Consider the following 21005-nt stretch of genomic DNA (forward strand, 5'->3'; position numbering starts at 1 on the left):
TTGTCAGTAACTTGTGCGGTCAACCGCAACGGATTGGGGAGGATCCCCCAGCGGGTTCCCCCGAATCGGGGGACGTCGTCCCGTGGGGTAATGGCTACTCCACAAGGCGCGCGCTGGGCTCGCACAAGGTAAAAACGCACGATACCCTTGCACAATTGTCGATTGTGCAAGGCAAATTCGCATGCCAGGATCCTGCGATCCTCCAGCGAACTCCAGACTTCACTTGGAAAATCAATAACAAAGCAGGGAGAACGCAATGACTGCGCACGCTCATACCGCGGCAGCAACCGACCACGTACTGGCCGAGGTCCGCAACCAGGTCGGCCACCTGACCCTGAACCGCCCTGCCGGTCTCAATGCCCTGACCCTGGACATGGTGCGCAGCCTGCGTCAGCACCTGGATCAGTGGGCCGACAACCCGCACGTGCGCGCCGTGGTCCTGCGCGGCGAAGGCCCCAAGGGGTTCTGTGCCGGTGGCGACATCCGCTCGTTGTACGACAGCTTCAAGGCCGGCGACACGCTGCATGAAACCTTTTTCGTCGAAGAGTACGCCCTCGACCTGGTCATTCACCGCTACCGCAAGCCAATACTGGTGGTGATGGACGGTTTCACCCTCGGTGGCGGCATGGGCCTGGCCCAGGGCTGCGACCTGCGCGTGGTCACCGAGCGCAGCCGGCTGGGCATGCCCGAAGTTGGCATCGGCTACTTCCCGGACGTGGGCGGCAGCTACTTCCTCTCACGCATCCCCGGCGAGCTGGGCATCTACCTGGGTGTCAGCGGTGCCCAGATCCAGGCGGCCGACGCCTTGTACTGCGGCCTGGCCGACTGGTACCTGGCCAGCGACCAGCTCGCCGCCCTCGACCAGGGCCTCGACCAGCTCGACTTCAGCGACCACCCGCTGAAGGACCTGCAAAACCTGCTGGCCAGGCTCGGTAGCCAGGTGCTGGATGATGCGCCACTGGAAAAGCTGCGCCCGGCCATCGACCACTTCTTCGCCCTGCCCGACCTGCCAGCCATCGTCGAGCAACTGCGTGCGGTGAGCCTTGGCGACAGCCACGCCTGGGCGATGGCCACCGCCGATCAGCTGGAAACCCGCTCGCCTCTGGCCATGGCGGTTACGCTGGAGATGCTGCGCCGAGGGCGCGAGCTGGGCATTGACGACTGCTTTGCCATGGAACTGCACCTGGACCGCCAGTGGTTCCAGCACGGCGACATCATCGAAGGCGTGCGTGCCCTGATCATCGACAAGGACAAGCAGCCCCGCTGGAACCCGCCGACCCTGGCCGCGCTGCAACGCCAGCGGGTCGAACAATTCTTCGAAGGCCTGTGAGCCCGGGAGTACACAGATGCAAGACCTCGAACTGAGCGAAGAACAGATCATGATCCGCGACATGGCCCGGGACTTTGCCCGTGGCGAAATCGCACCCCATGCCCAGGCCTGGGAAAAGGCCGGCTGGATCGATGATGGCGTGGTGCGCAAGATGGGCGAACTGGGCCTGTTGGGCATGGTGGTGCCCGAAGACTTCGGCGGCAGCTACACCGACTATGTCGCCTACGCCCTGGCAGTGGAAGAGATCGCCGCCGGCTGCGGCGCCACCGGGGCGATGATGAGCATCCACAACTCGGTAGGTTGCGGCCCGCTGCTGGCCTACGGCACCGCCGAACAGCAACAGCAGTGGCTGCCACGCCTGGCCAGCGGCGAGGTGATTGGCTGCTTCTGCCTGACCGAGCCACAGGCCGGCTCCGAGGCGCACAACCTGCGCACCCGCGCCGAGTTGGTGGATGGCCAGTGGGTCATCAACGGAGCCAAGCAGTTCGTCAGCAATGCCCGCCGTGCCGGCCTGGCGATCGTCTTCGCAGTGACCGACCCGGAGCTGGGCAAGAAAGGCCTGTCGGCGTTCCTGGTGCCCACCGACAACCCTGGGTTCAAGGTTGACCGCAGCGAGCACAAGATGGGCATCCGCGCCTCCGACACCTGCGCGGTCACCTTCGACAACTGCCGCATTCCTGCCGCCAATATCCTCGGTGAGCGTGGCAAGGGCCTGGCCATTGCCCTGTCCAACCTCGAAGGCGGCCGTATCGGCATTGCCGCCCAGGCCTTGGGCATCGCCCGCGCCGCATTTGAAGCGGCGCTGGTCTACTCGCGTGACCGCATACAGTTTGGCAAGCCGATCAACGAACACCAGAGCATCGCCAATCTGCTGGCCGACATGCAGGTGCAGGTGAACGCCGCACGTTTGCTGATCCTGCATGCCGCCCGCCTGCGCAGCGCCGGCAAGCCGTGCCTGTCGGAAGCGTCACAGGCCAAGCTGTTCGCTTCGGAAATGGCCGAGCGGGTGTGCTCGATGGCTATCCAGGTGCATGGTGGGTACGGTTATCTGGAAGACTACCCGGTGGAGCGCTATTACCGGGATGCGCGGATTACGCAGATCTATGAAGGGTCGAGCGAGATCCAGCGCATGCTGATTGCACGGGAATTGAAAAACTATCCGCTGTAACGCAAAGGCAACGCGGTTTTTGGGGGAGTGGGCGACGCGGTGGATGGCACCGGCTTTGCCGGTGTTCGCGGGCGCGCCCGCTCCCACAGTAATGTCACCGCGGCAAACTTCTCGCCTCAGCGCCAATACCGCGCATCATCCACCACCCTGGCATGCCCCTCGAACAACGCCGGCAACTGTTCCTTGAGGTAGTCGATCCAGGTGCGCACCTTGGCGTCCAGGTAGTGGCGTGACGGATACATCGCATACAGCGCACTCTCCCGCAGCCGATACGGTGCCAACAACCGGCACAAGCGCCCCTGCCCGATCGCCTCGCTGGCGGTGTAGAACGGCAGCAGGCCAATGCCCATGCCCAGCTCGCTGGCCACCAGCATGGCGTCGGCGACGTTGGTAGAGAAACTGTCGTTCGGGGCGATCACGCACTGGTCAACCCCTTGCGGGAACACCCAGTCACCTTCGTACATCGGGTAAGCCATGCGCAGGCAGCGATGGCCGTGCAAGTCTTCGGGGCGCTCCGGTACACCGTGAGTATCCAGGTAACCGGGGGCCGCGCAGGGGATGCTGAAAATGTTGCCCAGCGGCACAGCGATCAGCTGCGAATCCGGCAGCGCACCGTCCACAGTGATCACCACGTCATGCCCTTCGGCCAGCGGGTCGGGGTTGCGCTGCGACAGCGTCAGCTCGATCACCACTTCCGGATATAGCGTGTTGTAGCCGGCCACCAGCGGCATCAGCAACAGCCCCATGCCGTGTGGGCAGTGCAAACGCAGATGGCCGCGAGGCGTGAGGTGCGCCCCTCGCGCTTCGCCCACAGCTTCTTCGGTCAGCAGCATGATCTGCCGCGCACGCTCCAGAAACCGCTCACCCGCCTCGCTCATGCGCAAGCGCCGGGTGGTGCGGTGCAGCAGGCGGGTCTGCAGCTGGTTCTCCAGCTCGGCAACGATGCGCGAAACCTGCGCTGCAGAAATATCCAGAGCATTGGCAGCTGCAGCGAAGCTGCCACATTCCACCACACGGGTGAAGGTACGCATGGCATGCAGCATGTCCATGAAGGTGCGCTCCTTATTGTTGCGTTAAAAGCAGGAATCTATCACGTTTTAGCCCATTTATTGTGCATGACCAATGAATAGATCATTAGCCATCCATTAAAAAAGGAGCCTGTCATGAAACGCTCGATCGCTGTCCTTGCCATTGCCGCTGCCTTCGCCTCGTTCGGTGCTTTTGCCGATGCCGGCAACAACCAGCCCGTCAGCAGCCACTATGAATACGGCATGCCGCTGGACGTGGCCAAGGTCATCTCCATCACCCCGGCCAGTAACGCCGCCGACTGCCAGGTGGGCACCGCACATATGGTGTACGTCGACCATCAGGGCCAGAAGCGCGAAATCGACTACCGGGAAATGGGCAACTGCTCGCAGCAGTGAGTCAGGCCAGCACCTGGGTGATCCAGCCCACCTGCTGATTGAAATCGTCGATCTTCGCCTGAGGCACCGCATCGCGGGCCCGCTGGAAATTGGCCAGGGTCTGCTGCTTCTGCCGCAGCATGCGCCGCCACTTGACCACAAACGCCTCGCTTTTTTCCTGCATCAACACGGGGCCGAAGTACAGCTGTTCAGCGCTATACATCACCCTGCCCGGCTCGGCGACGATGATCTCGTAATCGAAGCGGTTTTCCCGTAGCAGCTCTTCGCTGACGATCCGGTAACCATTGCCAGCCAGCCACTGGCGCAGCTCGCGCTCACCACCATTGGGCTGCAGTACCAGGCGCGTGACGCCGCCAAGGCGCTGCTTGCCGGCCTCGAGTATCTCGCACATGGTGTCGCCGCCCATGCCGCATATGCTCACCACCGAGATACGGTCTTGCGGCTCGACCGCTGCCAGCCCATCGGCCAGGCGCACGGTGACCCGCTCTTGCAGGCCGTTCTTGTGCACATTGCGCTGGGCCGAGGCGAACGGCGTCTGTGCCACCTCACCCGCCACAGCGGCCTCGAGCACGCCACGCAGCATCAAGGCCACCGGCAGGTAGCCGTGGTCCGAGCCAATGTCGGCCAAGCGCGCGCCCTGCGGTACATGGGCGGCCACGCGCTCCAGGCGCCTGGACAAAGTCTGTTCGTTCAACGTAAACCCCTGGTTTTGCAATCGGCCGCGATTCTGACGGCGAACGCCGCGCATTTCAAACACCGAGGCACCCTCGACCGGGCGGATGCGCTCGCGTAGGCTTGCCGTTTTCCTTCCGTTGCAAGGCGAACACACCATGGCAAATGCAGACATCATCTACACCCCGGACCCGGACGCCGAGTCGATTTCCTCCGACGTTGCCGAGTACAACGGCGTGCTGGTCACCACACAAATCCCGACCCACGCCGACGGCAGCCTGGAACTGGGCGGCATCGTCGAGCAGAGCGAATGCACCCTGCAGGCGCTGAAAGTGGCCCTGGAAAAGGCCGGCAGCGGTATGGACCGCGTGCTGCACCTGACCATCTACCTCACCGACATGGCCGACCGCGCGGCGTTCAACGAAGTGTACCAGCGCTTCTTCAGCAAGCCCTGGCCGGTGCGTGCGGCGGTGGGTGTGGCTTCGCTGGCATTTGAAGGCATGCGTGTGGAAGTGACGGCAATGGCTGCCAAGCGCTGAGCTGCGCTTGTTGGGGTGCGCAGCGCCCCCGACATCGTTGACTGACCGCAAAACCGCCGGGGCCGCTCTGCGGCCCTTTCGCGACACAAGGCCGCTCCCACAGTTGCGCGTGCCCGCAGCCAATCCCACCTCTCGGCACCCCAATGATGCCGCCAGCCCGTTTCACCGCTACAATGCCCGCCTAAACCGTGACAGCCCGAAAATATAACGACATGTCCCTTCCAAAGAATCACCTGGAACTGCTCAGCCCTGCCCGTGACGTGGCCATCGCCCGTGAAGCGATCCTGCACGGCGCTGACGCCATCTATATCGGCGGCCCGAGCTTTGGCGCGCGCCATAACGCCTGCAACGAAGTCAGCGATATCGCCGAGCTGGTCGAGTTCGCCCATCGCTACCATGCACGCGTGTTCACCACCATCAACACCATCCTGCACGACAACGAGCTGGAACCGGCGCGCAAGCTGATTCACCAGCTGTACGATGCCGGCGTTGACGCGCTGATCGTGCAGGACCTCGGGGTGATGGAGCTGGACATCCCGCCGATCGAGCTGCATGCCAGCACCCAGACCGACATCCGCACCCTGGAACGGGCCAAGTTCCTCGACCAGGCCGGGTTCTCGCAACTGGTACTGGCGCGTGAGCTGAACCTGCAGCAAATCCGTGCCATCGCCGCCGAAACCGATGCTGCCATCGAGTTCTTCATCCACGGCGCGCTGTGCGTGGCGTTCTCCGGCCAATGCAACATTTCTCATGCGCAGACCGGCCGCAGCGCCAACCGTGGTGATTGCTCGCAAGCCTGCCGCCTGCCCTATACGCTGAAAGATGACCAGGGCCGCGTGGTTGCGTTCGAGAAACACTTGCTGTCGATGAAGGACAACAACCAGACCGCCAACCTGGCTGACCTGGTCGATGCCGGCGTGCGCTCGTTCAAGATCGAGGGCCGCTACAAGGACATGGGCTATGTGAAGAACATCACCGCCCATTACCGCAAAGAGCTCGATGCCATCCTTGAAGACCGCCCTCAGTACGCCCGCGCGTCCAGCGGCCGTACCGAACACTTCTTCCTGCCCGACCCGGACAAAACCTTCCACCGCGGCAGCACCGACTACTTCGTGACCGACCGCAAGGTCGATATCGGCGCCTTCGACTCACCAACCTTTACCGGCCTGCCGGTGGGCGTAGTGGAAAAGGTCGGCAAGCGTGACATGCAAGTGGTCACCGACGTACCGCTGACCAACGGCGACGGCCTCAATGTGCTGGTCAAGCGCGAAGTGGTGGGCTTCCGCGCCAACATCGCCGAACCGCGTGGCGAATTCGAAGAAGACGGCCACAAGCGCTACCGCTATCGCGTCGAGCCCAACGAAATGCCCGAAGGCCTGCACAAGCTGCGGCCCAACCACCCGCTGTCGCGCAACCTCGACCACAACTGGCAGCAGGCCCTGCAACGCACCTCCTCCGAACGCCGGGTCGGCGTGGAGTGGCACGCAGTCCTGCGCGAGCAGCGCTTGATGCTTACCCTGAGCAGTGAAGAAGGCGTGAGCGTGCAAGTGGCCCTGGATGGCCCGTTCGGCGTAGCCAACAAGCCGCAGCAGGCACTGGAGCAGCTGCACGACCTGCTCGGCCAATTGGGCACCACCCTGTACCACGCCGACCGCATCGAACTGGATGCCCCGCAGGCGTACTTCATTCCCAACTCGCAGCTCAAGGCCCTGCGCCGCGAAGCCATCGAGGCACTGACTGCAGCACGCGTGCAGGCGCATCCACGTGGCGGGCGCAAGGCCGAGACCACGCCACCGCCGGTATACCCCGAGTCGCACCTGTCGTTCCTGGCCAACGTGTACAACCAGAAGGCCCGCGACTTCTACCACCGCCACGGCGTGCAACTGATCGATGCGGCCTATGAAGCCCATGAAGAGCATGGCGAAGTGCCGGTGATGATCACCAAGCACTGCCTGCGCTTCTCCTTCAACCTGTGCCCCAAGCAGGCCAAGGGCGTGACCGGCGTGCGCACCAAGGTGGCACCGATGCAGCTGATTCAGGGTGACGAAGTGCTGACCCTGAAGTTCGACTGCAAGCCGTGCGAGATGCATGTGATCGGCAAGATGAAGAGCCACATCATCGACCTGCCGACCCCGGGCAGCGCGGTGGCCCAGGTGGTGGGGCATATCAGCCCGGAAGACTTGCTCAAGACCATCCCGCGCGGGCCGCACTGAGTTCGCCTGGCAGGGCCTTTTCGCTACACGGGCTTGTGGTTTCCCTGTAGGAGCGGCTTTAGCCGCGACAACGGTGAACTGAACGGCAGGTGGAAATTGGCCAGCAGGCACGGCCCTTTCGCGGGTAAACCCGCTCCTACAGGGGCTTGTGGTTCCCTGTAGGAGCGGCTTTAGCCGAGAATACGGTAGCCGCGACAACGGTGAACGGCAGGTGGAAATTGGCCAGCAGGCCCGGCCCTTTCGCGGGTAAACCCGCTCCTACACGGGCTTGTGGTTCCCTGTAGGAGCGGCTTTAGCCGCGAATACGGTAGCCGCGACAACGGTGAGCGGCAGGTGGAAATTGGCCAACAGGCCCGGCCCTTTCGCGGGTGAACCCGCTCCTACAGGGGCTTGTGGTTCCCTGTAGGAGCGGCTTTAGCCGCGAATACGGTAGCCGCGACAACGGTGAACGGCAGGTGGAAATTGGCCAGCAGGCCCGGCCCTTTCGCGGGTAAACCCGCTCCTACAGGGGGTTGTGGTTTCCCTGTAAGAGCGGCTTCAAAGAACGGCGCAAGCGTACCTCAGCAACGCTCAGCGTATCTGATGCTTGTGCAGCAACCGATAGAACGTCGGCCGCGAGACGCCCAGCACCTTGGCCGCCACGCTCAGGTTGTCGCTGTGCCGGTTGAGCACATCGCACAACGCCTGGCGCTCGGCGCGGTGCTTGTATTCTTCCAGCGTGCCGAGCGGCTGTTGTTCCGGGTCAAGCAACTGCAACCCCAGGTCCTGCGCCTCGATCTGCCGCCCTTCAGCCAACACCAGCCCGCGGCGCACACGGTTGGCCAGCTCGCGCACATTACCCGGCCAGTCATGCCGGCCCATCGCCGCCAGGGCATGGTCGCTGAACGACCGCGGCCGACGCCCGGTTTCCACGCTGTAGAAATGGGCGAAATGGCTAGCCAGCATCGACAGGTCACCATGGCGGTCGCGCAACGGCGCGGTAACCACTTGCAAGACGTTCAGGCGGTAATACAGGTCTTCGCGGAAACGCCCTTGCTCGATGGCCCGCTCGAGGTCCACATGAGTGGCCGCCAGCACCCGGACATCCACCGGTATTGGCTGGCTGCCACCCACCCGCTCAATGTGCTTCTCCTGCAGGAACCGCAGCAGGTTCGCCTGCAACTCCAACGGCAAATCGCCGACTTCATCAAGGAACAGCGTGCCGCCATCGGCCGCTTCGATACGCCCGGCCTTGCGCTGGTGGGCACCGGTAAAGGCGCCCTTCTCATGGCCGAACAGTTCGGACTGGATCAAGTGCTCGGGGATCGCTCCGCAGTTGATAGCGATGAACGGCTGCTCGCTGCGTAGCGACTGGCGGTGCAGGGTGCGCGCCACCAGCTCTTTGCCGGTGCCGCTCTCACCGCGGATCAGCACAGGCGATTCGGTGGGTGCCAGTTTGCCCAGCAACTTGCGCAACTCGCGGATAGGCCGGCTTTCGCCGAGCAACTCATGGGTTGTCTCATCGACCTTGACGGCCCCCTTGCCGCGCAGGCGTGCCATGCCGAAGGCCCGGCCCAGGGTTACCTGCACACGGGAAACGTCGAACGGCAGGGTATGGAAGTCGAAAAACCATTCACATACAAAATCGCCGAACGCCGGCATGCGCAGCTGGTCGGCACTGAGCACGGCAATCCATTCGGTGTTGCTGCGCTTGATCATGTCCTTGACCGCGTCCGGCTGCCTCAGGTGTGAGGCCTGCAAGCGCAATAGCCCGACATCGCAAGTGTGGTCCAGCGCAGTCCCGAGCATGCAGCTGTCCACATCCCAGCCTGCGTTGCGCAGGCCAGGTAACAAACGGTGGCAATCGTCGCAGGGGTCGACGACAAGCAAACGGCGTTGAGCGGCAGGCTGCTGCATGACCGGTCCTTGGCGCCAGTTTTTGGTTTTTTGAAATAAAACAGCAAGTTGTGGCGCTCGTTTAACAGTAGCAACGAAGTTGACGGTTCCCAGTACCGTTTGTCTGCCGAATCATTTTCTTACAAACCACCACGGGAATTTTCGCACTTTATCGACATCACATGGCGGCGCAGGCAAGAACAGCGTCACCCCTGAAAAAATTTTACAACCAATGTGTGACTTACCCACTAACAACGAGCATCAGTACACACAACCCCGCGCTGCACTTCGCGATACATGAGGCGACTTTAAAGCAACGCGGACTTCACTTCGATGTTTGGGACCATAGAGAGACCGAACCATGAATGCCCCGCTCCGTGTCAACGAAGCACTGCTGATTGCCGACCACGCCTTCGAACCTTTCCAGTGCGTAGCCTGGGATGCGCCCAACGGTACTGGTGAACTGAGCTTGGCAGTGATCGACCGGACCAGCACCCGCATCGGCGCCAAGCAGGTGTCGTCGCGCATCTACTCCGACCCGGCCCAATGGGCCAGCCTGATCGAAGAAGTGCGCGCCGAACTGTGTGAAAAGGGTTACGACCTGCAACCGTGGTCGATGCCAAAGTAATATCGGCCGGCACAGCAAGTGCGTGCACTGTCACGCACTTGTACAATTTCTCTGTTGCTGTTGCGACAACTTTTCTGATTGCGACATAGTGTCGCAAACCGCCCTTTCAATCCACCACCTTGAATTGTTGCAAATGCTGGTAATCGGCGTGCAATTGTTCTGCCAGACGCTGCGCGCGCCCCAGGCGCACTGGCGCCAGCTCCATATCGACCAACAACGTGGCGCACGGCATCGGTTGCACGGCATTGCAGTGCTGCAGGCGACCGTCGGTGAACACCAGGCAACGCAAGGCCTCTTGCGGATGCGCTCGCTGCCGCGCCTGTAGCCAGTGCCGCGCCTGCTCCAGTGCGGCCAACAGCGGCGTGCCCCCACCTGCCCCCAAGGCCTGCAGCCAGGGTTGCAAGGCGGCGGATGCCTTCAGCCCGTGGCGCTGCCACTGTGGCGTGCGCCCGCTGGCAGTCAGCAGGGCCAGGCGGGCGCGCTGGCGATAGGCCTGGTCGAACAATGCCGCCAGCAGCCCTTTGGTCTGCGCCAACGCCTGATGACGCCGGGTTGAAGCCGAGGCGTCGACGATCACCAGCCACAACTCTGCAGGCCTGCCCTTGCGCTGCTGCCAGCACAGGTCCTCTCGCAGACGTGGCCGCCCTTTGACCAAGGTCGGCAGCCAGGCCACCCGGCCAGCCGCCGCATGACGCACGGGGCCACGGCGGGTACCGTTCTGCTTGCCTTTGCCCGCTCTGGCATCCGCCCCCCTGGCTGGTGGCTGGGGGATGCTCAGGGCTTTTTTGCCCAGTTCGGCACCTCGCGGCGGGCGCCGCTGGCCACCGGCTGTGCCGGCAATGCCCCCCAGTCGCCCTGCCCGCCCTGTTCGCCAGGGTTGTCGCCACGTTGATGACGGGGCTGCTGCTCAGGCGGCGGTGGCGCCGACGGCGGGTTGGCCTGAGGCGTCATACGGCGGCGATGGCGCAAGGCGAACTCGGCCACCGCCTCGACATCCACTTCTTCGATAGCTGCAGCCCCACGCCACGCACAGTGGGCGCGCGCAGCGCGCAGCCACACCAGGTCGGCGCGCAGGCCGTCCACGCCGGCGGCGTAGCAGCGCTCGGTAATCCAGGCCAGCGCCTGGTCATCCAGGGCAATGTCGGCCAAGGTCTGGCGCGCCGCCTGGCAGCGCTCGCGCAGTTGCGCCTGGGCCTGGGCCCAGTGTGCGCAGAACGCCTGAGGGTCACTGTCGAAGGCCAGACGGCGGCGAATGATCTGCTGCCGGGCCTCGGGCTCCGGCAAGCCCTCCAGCGCCACGTTCAATCCGAAACGGTCGAGCAACTGCGGGCGCAGTTCGCCTTCTTCCGGGTTCATGGTGCCGATCAGTACAAAGCGGGCGCTGTGCCGGTGCGAGATACCGTCACGCTCGACGCGGTTTGTGCCGCTGGCAGCCACGTCAAGCAACAGATCGACCAAGGTGTCGGGCAGCAGGTTGACCTCATCGACATACAGCACACCGCCGTCAGCCTGGGCCAGCACGCCCGGAGAAAACTGCGCCTTGCCCTGCCCTAGCGCGGCATCCAGGTCGAGGGTGCCGACCAACCGCTCCTCACTGGCGCCCAATGGCAAGGTGACGAACGGGCCTTCGCCAAGCAGGTCGGCCAGGCCACGGGCCAGGGTACTCTTGGCCATGCCACGCGGCCCTTCGATCAGCACACCACCGATCCTGGGGTCGATGGCGGTCAGGCACAGCGCCAGCTTGAGGTCGTCTGCACCGACCACGGCCGCCAGCGGAAATTGTACGGGTTCACTCATTTCAAGCCTGTTCCTCGCCGTCGAGCAATTGTTCCTCAAGGGCTTCGCGGTAGTCGCCCGGCGCCTGCCACAAGCCGCGCTGCTGGGCCTCCAGCAGGCGCTCGGTGAGGTCGCGCAAGGCCTCGGGGTTGTGCTCGCGCATGAAATCGCGGGTCGCCGGGTCGAGCACGTAGGCATCGGCCAGCCCCTGGTAATGATGATCGTCGATCAGGTGCGTGGTGGCGTCGAAGGCGAACAGGTTGTCGACTGTCGCTGCCATCTCGAAGGCACCCTTGTAGCCGTGACGTTTGACCCCGTCGATCCACTTGGGGTTGAGCGCACGGGCACGGATCACCCGGTTCAGCTCTTCCTTGAGGGTACGGATGCGCGGTCGGTCGGCCTGGCTGTGGTCGCCATGGTAGCTGGCCACCACCGCCCCGGACAGGGTTTCCGAGGCCACCAGCATGCCGCCCTGGAACTGGTAGTAATCGTTGGAATCGAGCAGGTCGTGCTCGTGGTTATCCTGGTTCTGCAGCACCGCCTGCACCTTGGCCAGGCGCTGGGCGAACTGGGCGCGGGCCGGGGTTCCGTCGTCGCTGCCACCGTAGGCATAGCCGCCGTGGTTGAGGTAGACCTCAGCCAGGTCGTCGCGACTGTTCCACAAGCGTCCATCGATGGCGTTCTGCACCCCGGCACCGTAAGCGCCAGGTTTGGCACCGAACACCCGCCAGCCTGCCTGACGCGCGGCCTGCTCGGCATCCACGCCCTGAGCCTGCAGCGCTGCCCGTTCGCTGCGCACGCGGGCAGCCAAGGGGTTGAGGTCGTCAGGTTCGTCCAGCGCGGCCACTGCCTGCACGGCGGCGTCGAACAGGCGGATCAGGTTGCCGAAGGCATCACGGAAGAAGCCAGAAACGCGCAAGGTCACGTCCACCCGCGGGCGGTCGAGCAGGCTCAACGGCAAGATTTCGAAGTCGTCCACGCGCTGGCTGCCGGTGGCCCAGACAGGCCGCACGCCCATCAGCGCCATGGCTTGCGCGATGTCGTCGCCACCGGTGCGCATGGTCGCCGTGCCCCATACCGACAGACCGAGCTGACGCAAGTGGTCGCCGTGGTCCTGCAGATGGCGTTCGAGGATCAGGCTGGCCGAGGCGAAGCCCAGGCGCCAGGCCGTGGTGGTGGGCAGGTTGCGCACGTCCACGGTATAGAAGTTGCGGCCGGTGGGCAGCACATCAAGGCGCCCTCGGCTTGGCGCACCACTGGGGCCGGCGGGCACGAAGCGCCCGGCCAGTGCCGCCAGCAGGCCATGCATTTCAGCCGTGCCGCAGGCGTCCAGGCTGGGTGCGACCGCCTCACACAGGGCCTGCACGACAGCGTGCACCGGTTGCCACTCACTCAGGTCGGGTAACTGTGCCGTGCCTTCCAGCGCCTGCCCGATCACCTGCAGTGCCAGCAGCTCAAGGCGCTCGCGGGTGTCGCCACAGGTGCGCCAAGGTTCATTGCTCATGGCCTGCAGCTGTTCGGGGCGTATGCCCTGCCACGGCTGCCCAAGGTCGCAATCGAGCGGGTCCCAGCCCGGCACCAGTGCTTTGGCCAAAGCCCGCAGCAGGCTGGCATTACCGCCACGGCCGTCGCCACGCTCGACCCGCAACAACGCCAGCAGCGTATCCAGGCGCAGCCGCCCTTCTGGTGACTGACCAAACACGTGCAGGCCATCGCGAATTTGCGACTCCTTCAGGTCGCACAGGTAGGTATCCAGGCGCGGCAGCCAAAGCGCCGCATCGTCCAGTTGCCCTTCCAGTTGCAACTCACGGTCAATGTGGTTGGCCTTGACCAGCTCGAGGATGTCACGCTGCAACTCGCGGGCACGCCGAGGGTCGAGCAACTGCGCTTCGTAGAATTCGTCGGCCAGTTGTTCCAGGTGGCGCAGCGGGCCATAGGTTTCAGCACGGGTCAGCGGCGGCATCAGGTGGTCGATGATCACCGCCTGGGTACGGCGCTTGGCCTGGGCGCCCTCGCCCGGGTCGTTGACGATGAACGGGTAGATGTTCGGCAGCGGGCCAAGCAGCGCGTCCGGCCAGCACTGCGCCGATAGCCCGACGCCTTTGCCGGGCAACCATTCGAGGTTGCCGTGCTTGCCGACGTGGATCACCGCATCGGCGGCAAATGCGTGACGCAGCCAGAAGTGAAACGCCAGGTAGCCGTGCGGTGGCACCAGGTCAGGGTCGTGATACACCGCGCTAGGGTCCACCTGGTAGCCCCGCGCCGGCTGGATACCAACGAAGGTCAAGCCAAAGCGCAGGCCGGCAACCATCAACCGGCCGCTGCGGTACATCGGGTCCTGTTCGGGCGGCCCCCAGCGTTCCAGCACTGCCTGGCGGTTGGCCTGCGGCAGGCGCTCGAAGGCCACCTGGTAATCGGCCAGGCTCAGGCTCTGGGCACAGGGGCGCTGGTCGAGGTGGTCGAGGTCGTTGGTCACGCCACCGAGCAACTGGTGGATCAGTTGCGTACCGCTGCCCGGCAGTTCGGCCAGCGGATAGCCTTCGGCCTGCAGCGCCTTGAGGATGTTGAGTGCGGCGGCGGGCGTGTCCAGACCGACACCATTACCAATGCGACCATCCCGGGTCGGGTAGTTGGCCAGCACCAGGGCTACACGCTTCTGGGCATTGGGCAGGCGGGCCAGCTCGACCCAGCGGCGGGCCAATTCGGCGACAAAGTCCATGCGCTCGGGGTGGGCGCGGTAGCAGACAACGTCGGACTGGCTGCGCTCGCTGCGCCAGGCCATGTCCTTGAAACTGACCGGGCGCGTGATGATGCGCCCGTCCAGCTCCGGCAACGCAATGTGCATGGCCAGGTCGCGCGCGCCCAGGCCCTGCTCGCTGGCTTCCCAGCCAGGCTGGTTGTCCTGCGCGCAGATGGCCTGCAGCACCGGGATGTCGCGACGGAACGGGCGCAGGTTGGGGCGCTCGGGGCTGGACAGGGCAAAACCGGTGGTATTGATCAGCACTTCGGCGCCGACCTCGTCCAGCCAGGCTTCGACCTGTTCCAGGCAGGCGCTTTCCTTGAGGCTGGCCACGGCGATCGGCAACGGGTTCAGGCCGGCAGCCTGCAGGCGCTGGCAGAACACGTCGATGAAGGCGGTATTGGCCGCTTGCAGGTGCGAGCGGTAGAACAGTAACGGCGCCACCGGCTGTTCGGGGTGCCAGTGCGGGTACCAGTCCTCGAGTGTCGCGCTGCCGTTGGCCGGGTGATAGACCGCCGTGCGCGGCAAAGGCTGCGGTTCGTCCCAGGCATAGTCGCGGCCCAGCCACTGGCTGGCCAGGTAGTTGAACAGGTTGATGGCGTTGGCCTTGCCGCCCTGGCGCAGGTAATGCCAAAGCCGCTCGGCCTGCTCACCGCGGACGTTGCCCAGGCTGGTCAGCTCCGGGTCTGGGCGGTCGTCGCCCGGCACCAGAATCAGCTGCACGCCACGGGCGGCCAGCTCGAACAGTTGTTCGACACCATAGCGCCAGTAACCAACGCCACCGTGCAGCGACACCAGGATGACCTTGGCATGGCGCAGCACCTGGTCGACATACAGGTCGACCGATGCATGGTTCTGCACCTGCATCGGGTTGGCCAGGCGCAGGCCGGGAAAGTCTTCGGGCAATTGCTCGGCGGTGTCGGCGAGCAATGCCAGGTGCGAATCGCCGCTGCAGAGAATCACCAGCTCGGCGGGTGTCTGGCCGAGGTCGGCAATGCTGTCATCCGGTACGAAACCACCGGGCTGGGTCCGCAGCAGGTGCATGGGTCAGGCGCCCAGTGCCTGGCGCAGGCGCGCTTCCAGCTGGGCAGCATCGAGGTCCTGGCCGATCAGCACCAGGCGGGTAATGCGCGGCTCGTCGGCACGCCAGGCGCGGTCGAAGTGCTTGTCGAAACGGGTACCCACACCTTGTACCAGCAGGCGCATCGGCTTGCCCGGGATGGCGGCGAAGCCTTTGGCGCGCAGGATACCGAACTCCACCACCAGCTGGGTCAGCGCATCGAGCAGCAGGCTTTCGTCGGCTTCAGGCAGGTCGATGGAGATGGAATCGAAAGCGTCGTGGTCATGATCGTCATGATCGTCGCCGTCGTGGTGGGAATCGTGGTGAGTTCGACGGCCATCGATATGTGACTCGGACTCGGCACCCACGCCCAGCAGCACGTCCAGTGGCAGCTTGCCGCTGCTGGCCTCGATCACTTTCACCGCCGGCGGCAGTTCTTCGGCCACCTCGGCACGCACCTTGGCCAGGCCTTCGGCGTCGATCAGGTCGGCCTTGTTCAACACCACCAGGTCGGCGCTGGCCAGCTGGTCAGCGAACAGCTCGTGCAGGGGCGATTCATGGTCCAGGTTAGGGTCGAGCTTGCGCTGGGCATCGACCTGGTCCGGGTAGGCGGCGAAGGTGCCAGCGGCCACGGCCGGGCTGTCGACCACGGTGATGACCGCATCGACGGTGCAGGCATTGCGGATTTCCGGCCACTGGAACGCTTGTACCAATGGTTTGGGCAGGGCCAGGCCGCTGGTTTCGATGAGAATGTGGTCGAGGTCGCCACGGCGTGCGACCAGCTCACGCATCACCGGGAAGAATTCTTCCTGCACGGTGCAGCACAGGCAACCGTTGGCCAGTTCGTAGACGCGGCCGCTGGCTTCTTCCTCGGTGCAACCGATGCTGCACTGCTTGAGGATTTCGCCATCGATGCCCAGTTCGCCGAACTCGTTGACGATGACCGCAATGCGGCGGCCCTGGGCGTTGTCGAGCATGTGGCGCAGCAAGGTGGTCTTGCCCGAGCCGAGGAAGCCGGTGACGATGGTGACGGGGAGCTTGGCCAGTGTTTTCATGTCGCATTGCCCTTGGCAGTGTGGCGCGGGCATGCAGGACGACAGCCGCGGGCCGGACCGGCCGGGCTTGTTCGCCACCGGATCACCCCGCCCGGTTGAAAGTCGAAAACGTGACGAGGCAGGTCTCCTGGCTTGCACCGTTCCATGCCCCCGTTCAGTTGAACAGCGGGCTGGCGGGATGACGCCTTCCCGCGCGCTGGCGCAGTGGCTGTGTCGATCCGTTGTCGGTGCTTACAGTTGCGGGGGCAGCCGCGGCTTGTACCGCGTTCCCGTCTTAGCTCCGGCCATGCCGAAGAACCTCGAAGTGGGCAAGGCTACGCAGTGGCTGGCGGGTGGTCAACCATTGCTGCCGGCTGGTCGACCATAAGGGCAGCAACTGCGCTACAGTGGCACTTTTTCAACGGACAAGGACGCCCCATGCCCCTCGCCCCCGCCCTACCGGTATTGCGCATGTTCTCCGCCGACAAGGCCAAGGCTTTTTACCTGGATTTTCTGCAGATGCAGGGGCAAGACCCGTTCGGCAACCGCCTGCGCTTTTGCCAGCAGATCGATGACGAGGCCAACCCATGAAGGCATTGGGCAAACGCGAGATAAGTCGCCTGGAGCGGGAGTTGGTCGCGTGCCTGACCGATGCCTGCGAAGCCGCCAAGGCGGAGATTGTCGGCTTCAGTTGGCTTACCCATCGCCTCGACCCCGAGGACTTTCCGAGCAGCCTGCGTATCACCTGGGTATTCGAGCAAGAGGCCGACAAGGCAGCGGCCGTGGTCGGTGATGCGAAGGCGCGCATGCTGGCGCTTACCGGCCTGGCGCTGGAGCAAGCCGGCATTCAGCTGGACCATCCGGCCTGGCATGTGCGATTCGACAGTGAAGAGGCCTGCGCGCACGGCCACGGCGGAGACTGGGCCAAGCGCTTGCAGACGCAGCGCTGAGCCCCAACCGGCAGCCGGTGCTTTACCCGGCCCCAAACGGTCCGTTAGGCTACGCATTCCCTAAATTACGAGGTGTTCGTCCAATGCGCCATTGATGCCGCCGTCCGTTCGACGGCCAGTCTTCAGCCTCCGGTTCGTTCCGGAGATGTCGCGGCATTTGTGGAGATGTACATGACGAACACGTCGATTCTGACGCTGGACAGCGTTTCCTTGGTCTTGCCTGATGGCAGGCCGCTGTTTAGCAACCTCAACGAAACCTTCGACCAACGCCGCACCGGCCTGGTCGGGCGCAATGGCGTGGGCAAAAGCCTGCTAGGGCAAATTCTTGCCGGCCAGCGTGAACCGAGCAGCGGCCATTGTCGGCGCCTCGGGCCTGTCCACTTGCTGGATCAGCAAGTCATCGAGCGCAGCGCCACGCTGGCCGACCTGGCTCAAGTGGGGCCGGTGATTGCGGCGCTGGAACGCATCGAGCAAGGCAGCATCAAGCCCCAGGATTTCGACACCGTTGGCGAGCGCTGGGATATGCGCGAGCAATTGCAACTGCAGCTTCAGGGCCACGGCCTGGGTCAACTTGACTGGCGCCAGCCCGCTCGGACCCTGAGCGGTGGCCAAGCCATGCGCGTGGCACTGATTGGCGCGTGGCTCAGCGATGCTGATTACCTGATCCTCGACGAGCCAAGCAATCACCTGGACAGCAACGCCCGCGCCCAGTTGCTGAGCATGATCGAAGCCTGGGACCGTGGCTTGCTGGTGATCAGCCACGACCGCAGCCTGCTGGCGCACATGGCACGCATTGTCGAATTATCCAGCCTGGGCTTGCAGGCCTATGGTGGCAACTACAGCCTCTATAGTGCGCAAAAAGCCAACCAGACGGCGCAGGCCCAGCAGCAACTTGCCCGGCTGAAGCAGGAGCAGCAACGCCAGGCCGGTGAACTGCAGCGCCAACGCGAAGACCTGGAGCGCCATCAGGCCCGGGCCGGGCGCCAAGCCAGGCACGCCAACCAAGCCAAGATCCTGGTCGACCGCAAGCAGGAGCGCAGCCAGGCCACTGCCGGCAAGCAGCGCCGCGACCATCGCGATGCTCGGCAAACGCTATTGGGCAAAGTGCGTGACGCCGCCCGCGAGGTGGAGCGAGACAGCGCTATTACCTTGCACACGCCCACCCCTCAGCGTCATCCGGGCCGTGAAGTGTTGGCCGTGCAGGCACTTTGCTTGCCCCATGGCACCCGTGAAGCGCTTGACCTGCGCTTGTGCCTGGGCCAGCGCGTAGGGCTGATCGGCGCCAATGGCAGTGGCAAGTCCACCCTGCTCAGGCTGCTGAATGGGGAATTGCCGGCATCGCCCGACAACGTGCGCCTAAGTGGTGAGACCGCCCTGCTCGACCAGCACTGCAGCACCCTGCCAGGCAACCGTAGCGTGCTCGAACACCTACGCCAAGCCAACCCGACGCTGGCCCAGGGAAAATTGCGCAGCCGCCTGGCGCAACTGGGCCTGGATGCGCCCCGTATCGAACTGCCCAGTGGCCTGCTTAGCGGCGGCGAGCGTATGAAGGCGGCGCTGGCCGCCGTGCTGTACCGCGAACGGCCGCTCGACCTGTTGCTGTTGGACGAACCCGGCAACCACCTGGACCTGCCATCGCTGACAGCCCTGGAACACATGCTTGGGCAGTTTCGCGGGGCGCTGATAGTGGCGTCCCATGATGCGGTATTGCTGGAAAACCTGGCGCTGGATGAGTACTTGCGGTTGTAGAAACCGAAAAAAAAGCATCGCAGCCTATCAATTCGTGACTGGCCGTTCCCGATCCGCCAAGGATGGTTTAAGGTGGCATGGTGCGCATATAACAGCAGCCCGAGCGATCGGGCACTTGCAAGACAATGAGGGTGTCATGAGCAACGAAAGCATTAATTGGGACAAGCTGGGTTTCGACTACATCAAGACCGACAAACGCTACCTGTCCGTATGGCGCAATGGCGAGTGGGACAAGGGCACCCTGACCGAAGACAACGTACTGCACATCAGTGAAGGCTCCACGGCCCTGCACTACGGCCAGCAGTGCTTCGAAGGCCTGAAGGCCTACCGTTGCAAGGACGGCTCGATCAACCTGTTCCGCCCGGACCAGAACGCCGCCCGCATGCAGCGCAGCTGCGCACGCCTGCTGATGCCGCACGTACCGACCGATGTGTTCATCGAAGCGTGCAAGCAAGTGGTCAAGGCCAACGAAAAGTTCGTGCCACCGCACGGCAAAGGCGCCCTGTACCTGCGCCCGTTCGTGATCGGCACCGGCGACAACATTGGCGTGCGCACCGCCCCCGAGTTCATCTTCTCGGTGTTCGCCATCCCGGTTGGTTCGTACTTCAAGGGCGGCATGAAGCCGCACAACTTCCAGATTTCCAGCTTCGACCGTGCTGCCCCGCAGGGCACCGGCGCAGCCAAGGTCGGTGGCAACTACGCTGCCAGCCTGCAGCCGGGCGCTGAAGCGAAGAAGGCCAACTTCGCCGATGCCATCTACCTTGACCCGCTGACCCACACCAAGATCGAGGAAGTCGGCTCGGCCAACTTCTTCGGCATCACCGCCAACAACGAGTTCGTTACCCCGAAATCGGCCTCGGTACTGCCAGGCATCACTCGCCTCTCGCTGATGGAACTGGCGCAATCGCGCCTGGGCCTGACCGTGATCGAAGGCGATGTCGAGATCAGCAAGCTGGACCGCTTCGTCGAAGCCGGTGCCTGCGGTACCGCAGCCGTGATCACCCCAATCGGCGGCATCGAGTACAACGGCAAGCTGCACGTGTTCCACGACCTGGAAAAGGTCGGCCCGGTTACCCAGAAGCTCTACAACGAGCTGACCGGTATCCAGAGCGGCGATGTAGAGGCACCGGCAGGCTGGATCGTCAAGGTCGCCTGAGGCGCATCAGCTGTATGAAAACGGGGCATGCCAGTAATGGCATGCCCCGTTTTTCTTGGGTTTATACGGTCACCTCGAGCGGTTTTTACCCGCAAAGCAGACGGCGCGGGGCATGGCACCGGCTGCGCCCAACCACCGACCTGTGCCCCCGATCAGTGAACCGCGCAGGGTTGCAGAATCATGCCAGGTGCCGCTGCACCAGCAGGTGCCGGGCTTTGTCGAACGCCCAGTTGTACACCACGGTGTAGGGCAGGATGATCACGAAGAAGCCCAGCTCCACCATGAACGCCTGCAGCAGCGAAATCTCCAGCATCCAAGCCGCCACCGGCAGGCACCACACCACCAGGCCGGCTTCGAAGCCAAGACCGTGCACGAAACGCATACTGGCCTTCCAGTTGATGCGTTCGGTTTGCACCCAGCGATCGACCAGTGCGTTGTAGGCCATGTTCCACAACATGGCGATTACCGACAGGGTCACCGCCAGCGCGCCCGCCGTTGCCAATGACCTGCCCATGATCCAGGACAGCAGCGGCGCACACAGCAGTACCGCGAAAACTTCATAGCCAACCGCGTGGACCAGGCGTTCGGTGAAAGACACGTTTTTCATTGCAAATTCCATCCATTGCGTGAGTCGTGCTTCCCATTCTCTTTGATAGAACTGATACTCGCGATATAGCTGCCATCGGTTTTA

Annotated in this window: 18 protein-coding genes and 1 riboswitch; of the genes, 10 read left to right on the top strand and 8 right to left on the bottom strand. The window is 63.8% G+C overall.

The window, feature by feature from the left end:
• Window positions 1-256 precede the first annotated feature (256 nt).
• Together ACE4QZ_RS14735 and ACE4QZ_RS14740 are read left to right on the top strand one after the other, a co-directional pair.
• Window positions 257-1330 (top strand): enoyl-CoA hydratase/isomerase family protein, encoded by a 1074-nt coding sequence (locus tag ACE4QZ_RS14735; RefSeq protein WP_021785615.1) that lies wholly within the window; start codon window positions 257-259, stop codon window positions 1328-1330.
• 16 nt (window positions 1331-1346) lie between these two features.
• Window positions 1347-2498 carry an acyl-CoA dehydrogenase family protein gene (locus tag ACE4QZ_RS14740; protein WP_014590771.1) on the top strand — a complete coding sequence of 384 codons (1152 nt, stop codon included), beginning with the start codon at window positions 1347-1349 and terminating at the stop codon, window positions 2496-2498.
• Window positions 2499-2614: 116 nt separating this feature from the next.
• Here ACE4QZ_RS14740 and ACE4QZ_RS14745 read toward each other — a convergent pair whose 3' ends face one another.
• Entirely contained in the window at window positions 2615-3547 is a 933-nt protein-coding gene (locus ACE4QZ_RS14745) for a LysR family transcriptional regulator (protein WP_014590770.1), read from the bottom strand.
• A 114-nt stretch (window positions 3548-3661) separates the two neighbouring features.
• On the opposite strand from ACE4QZ_RS14745, the gene ACE4QZ_RS14750 reads away from it, so the two are divergent.
• Window positions 3662-3922 (top strand): DUF2790 domain-containing protein, encoded by a 261-nt coding sequence (locus tag ACE4QZ_RS14750; RefSeq protein ID WP_101196038.1) that lies wholly within the window; start codon window positions 3662-3664, stop codon window positions 3920-3922.
• Window position 3923: 1 nt separating this feature from the next.
• Here the strand turns inward: ACE4QZ_RS14750 and ACE4QZ_RS14755 are convergent, their stop codons facing one another.
• The gene (locus ACE4QZ_RS14755; RefSeq protein WP_101196037.1) at window positions 3924-4616 is read right to left on the bottom strand and encodes a tRNA (adenine(22)-N(1))-methyltransferase; all 693 of its coding nucleotides are present in this window, start codon (window positions 4614-4616) and stop codon (window positions 3924-3926) included.
• 136 nt (window positions 4617-4752) lie between these two features.
• Here ACE4QZ_RS14755 and ACE4QZ_RS14760 point away from each other — a divergent pair, with 136 nt between their 5' ends.
• Both ACE4QZ_RS14760 and ACE4QZ_RS14765 read left to right on the top strand, forming a co-directional pair.
• Window positions 4753-5133: a RidA family protein gene (locus tag ACE4QZ_RS14760; RefSeq protein ID WP_003247927.1), complete on the top strand. Its 381-nt coding sequence runs from the start codon at window positions 4753-4755 to the stop codon at window positions 5131-5133.
• Between the two features lie 212 nt (window positions 5134-5345).
• The gene (locus ACE4QZ_RS14765) at window positions 5346-7346 is read left to right on the top strand and encodes a peptidase U32 family protein (protein WP_021785618.1); all 2001 of its coding nucleotides are present in this window, start codon (window positions 5346-5348) and stop codon (window positions 7344-7346) included.
• A 570-nt stretch (window positions 7347-7916) separates the two neighbouring features.
• Here the strand turns inward: ACE4QZ_RS14765 and ACE4QZ_RS14770 are convergent.
• Complete coding sequence (locus tag ACE4QZ_RS14770; protein ID WP_021785619.1) at window positions 7917-9242, bottom strand: sigma-54 dependent transcriptional regulator; 1326 nt, start codon at window positions 9240-9242, stop codon at window positions 7917-7919.
• A 340-nt stretch (window positions 9243-9582) separates the two neighbouring features.
• On the opposite strand from ACE4QZ_RS14770, the gene ACE4QZ_RS14775 reads away from it, so the two are divergent.
• A complete protein-coding gene (locus ACE4QZ_RS14775) occupies window positions 9583-9849 on the top strand; it encodes a hypothetical protein (protein ID WP_003247923.1) in 267 nt (88 codons plus the stop codon).
• A 106-nt stretch (window positions 9850-9955) separates the two neighbouring features.
• Here ACE4QZ_RS14775 and ACE4QZ_RS14780 read toward each other — a convergent pair whose 3' ends face one another.
• From ACE4QZ_RS14780 to cobW, 4 genes are all read right to left on the bottom strand, one after another.
• Window positions 9956-10546 carry a vWA domain-containing protein gene (locus ACE4QZ_RS14780; protein ID WP_021785620.1) on the bottom strand — a complete coding sequence of 197 codons (591 nt, stop codon included), beginning with the start codon at window positions 10544-10546 and terminating at the stop codon, window positions 9956-9958.
• A 77-nt stretch (window positions 10547-10623) separates the two neighbouring features.
• Entirely contained in the window at window positions 10624-11646 is a 1023-nt protein-coding gene (locus ACE4QZ_RS14785; protein WP_021785621.1) for an ATP-binding protein, read from the bottom strand.
• 1 nt (window position 11647) lies between these two features.
• Window positions 11648-15409: a cobaltochelatase subunit CobN gene (cobN, locus tag ACE4QZ_RS14790; RefSeq protein ID WP_021785622.1), complete on the bottom strand. Its 3762-nt coding sequence runs from the start codon at window positions 15407-15409 to the stop codon at window positions 11648-11650.
• Between the two features lie 3 nt (window positions 15410-15412).
• Window positions 15413-16480: a cobalamin biosynthesis protein CobW gene (gene cobW, locus ACE4QZ_RS14795; RefSeq protein WP_021785623.1), complete on the bottom strand. Its 1068-nt coding sequence runs from the start codon at window positions 16478-16480 to the stop codon at window positions 15413-15415.
• Window positions 16481-16579: 99 nt separating this feature from the next.
• A riboswitch (cobalamin riboswitch) is annotated at window positions 16580-16797 on the bottom strand.
• Window positions 16798-16897: 100 nt separating this feature from the next.
• Between cobW and ACE4QZ_RS14800 the strand changes: the two genes are divergently transcribed.
• The 4 genes from ACE4QZ_RS14800 (at window position 16898) to ACE4QZ_RS14815 (ending at window position 20314) form a co-directional block, all read left to right on the top strand.
• Window positions 16898-17050: a hypothetical protein gene (locus ACE4QZ_RS14800; protein ID WP_021785624.1), complete on the top strand. Its 153-nt coding sequence runs from the start codon at window positions 16898-16900 to the stop codon at window positions 17048-17050.
• Complete coding sequence (locus ACE4QZ_RS14805) at window positions 17047-17409, top strand: hypothetical protein (RefSeq protein ID WP_021785625.1); 363 nt, start codon at window positions 17047-17049, stop codon at window positions 17407-17409. Before ACE4QZ_RS14800 ends, ACE4QZ_RS14805 begins: the two co-directional genes overlap by 4 nt.
• Window positions 17410-17580: 171 nt before the next feature.
• Window positions 17581-19158, top strand: a complete 1578-nt coding sequence (locus ACE4QZ_RS14810; protein WP_021785626.1) for an ATP-binding cassette domain-containing protein — start codon at window positions 17581-17583, stop codon at window positions 19156-19158.
• A gap of 136 nt (window positions 19159-19294) precedes the next feature.
• Window positions 19295-20314, top strand: a complete 1020-nt coding sequence (locus ACE4QZ_RS14815; protein WP_003247906.1) for a branched-chain amino acid aminotransferase — start codon at window positions 19295-19297, stop codon at window positions 20312-20314.
• Between the two features lie 178 nt (window positions 20315-20492).
• Here ACE4QZ_RS14815 and ACE4QZ_RS14820 read toward each other — a convergent pair whose 3' ends face one another.
• Complete coding sequence (locus ACE4QZ_RS14820) at window positions 20493-20921, bottom strand: multidrug/biocide efflux PACE transporter (RefSeq protein WP_021785627.1); 429 nt, start codon at window positions 20919-20921, stop codon at window positions 20493-20495.
• Window positions 20922-21005: the final 84 nt, after the last annotated feature.

The organism is Pseudomonas sp. DCA-1 (assembly GCF_046523955.1).
GTDB classification, from domain to species: domain Bacteria; phylum Pseudomonadota; class Gammaproteobacteria; order Pseudomonadales; family Pseudomonadaceae; genus Aquipseudomonas; species Aquipseudomonas putida_Y.

Excerpts from the sequence above, each read along its gene's own strand:
- ACE4QZ_RS14735 (WP_021785615.1), top strand. The coding sequence starts at position 257 with ATGACTGCGCACGCTCATACCGCGGCAGCAACCGACCACGTACTGGCC.
- ACE4QZ_RS14740 (WP_014590771.1), top strand. The coding sequence starts at position 1,347 with ATGCAAGACCTCGAACTGAGCGAAGAACAGATCATGATCCGCGACATG.
- ACE4QZ_RS14745 (WP_014590770.1), bottom strand. The coding sequence starts at position 3,547 with ATGGACATGCTGCATGCCATGCGTACCTTCACCCGTGTGGTGGAATGT.
- ACE4QZ_RS14750 (WP_101196038.1), top strand. The coding sequence starts at position 3,662 with ATGAAACGCTCGATCGCTGTCCTTGCCATTGCCGCTGCCTTCGCCTCG.
- ACE4QZ_RS14760 (WP_003247927.1), top strand. The coding sequence starts at position 4,753 with ATGGCAAATGCAGACATCATCTACACCCCGGACCCGGACGCCGAGTCG.
- ACE4QZ_RS14765 (WP_021785618.1), top strand. The coding sequence starts at position 5,346 with ATGTCCCTTCCAAAGAATCACCTGGAACTGCTCAGCCCTGCCCGTGAC.
- ACE4QZ_RS14770 (WP_021785619.1), bottom strand. The coding sequence starts at position 9,242 with ATGCAGCAGCCTGCCGCTCAACGCCGTTTGCTTGTCGTCGACCCCTGC.
- ACE4QZ_RS14775 (WP_003247923.1), top strand. The coding sequence starts at position 9,583 with ATGAATGCCCCGCTCCGTGTCAACGAAGCACTGCTGATTGCCGACCAC.
- ACE4QZ_RS14785 (WP_021785621.1), bottom strand. The coding sequence starts at position 11,646 with ATGAGTGAACCCGTACAATTTCCGCTGGCGGCCGTGGTCGGTGCAGAC.
- cobN (WP_021785622.1), bottom strand. The coding sequence starts at position 15,409 with ATGCACCTGCTGCGGACCCAGCCCGGTGGTTTCGTACCGGATGACAGC.
- cobW (WP_021785623.1), bottom strand. The coding sequence starts at position 16,480 with ATGAAAACACTGGCCAAGCTCCCCGTCACCATCGTCACCGGCTTCCTC.
- ACE4QZ_RS14800 (WP_021785624.1), top strand. The coding sequence starts at position 16,898 with ATGCCCCTCGCCCCCGCCCTACCGGTATTGCGCATGTTCTCCGCCGAC.
- ACE4QZ_RS14805 (WP_021785625.1), top strand. The coding sequence starts at position 17,047 with ATGAAGGCATTGGGCAAACGCGAGATAAGTCGCCTGGAGCGGGAGTTG.
- ACE4QZ_RS14810 (WP_021785626.1), top strand. The coding sequence starts at position 17,581 with ATGACGAACACGTCGATTCTGACGCTGGACAGCGTTTCCTTGGTCTTG.
- ACE4QZ_RS14815 (WP_003247906.1), top strand. The coding sequence starts at position 19,295 with ATGAGCAACGAAAGCATTAATTGGGACAAGCTGGGTTTCGACTACATC.
- ACE4QZ_RS14820 (WP_021785627.1), bottom strand. The coding sequence starts at position 20,921 with ATGAAAAACGTGTCTTTCACCGAACGCCTGGTCCACGCGGTTGGCTAT.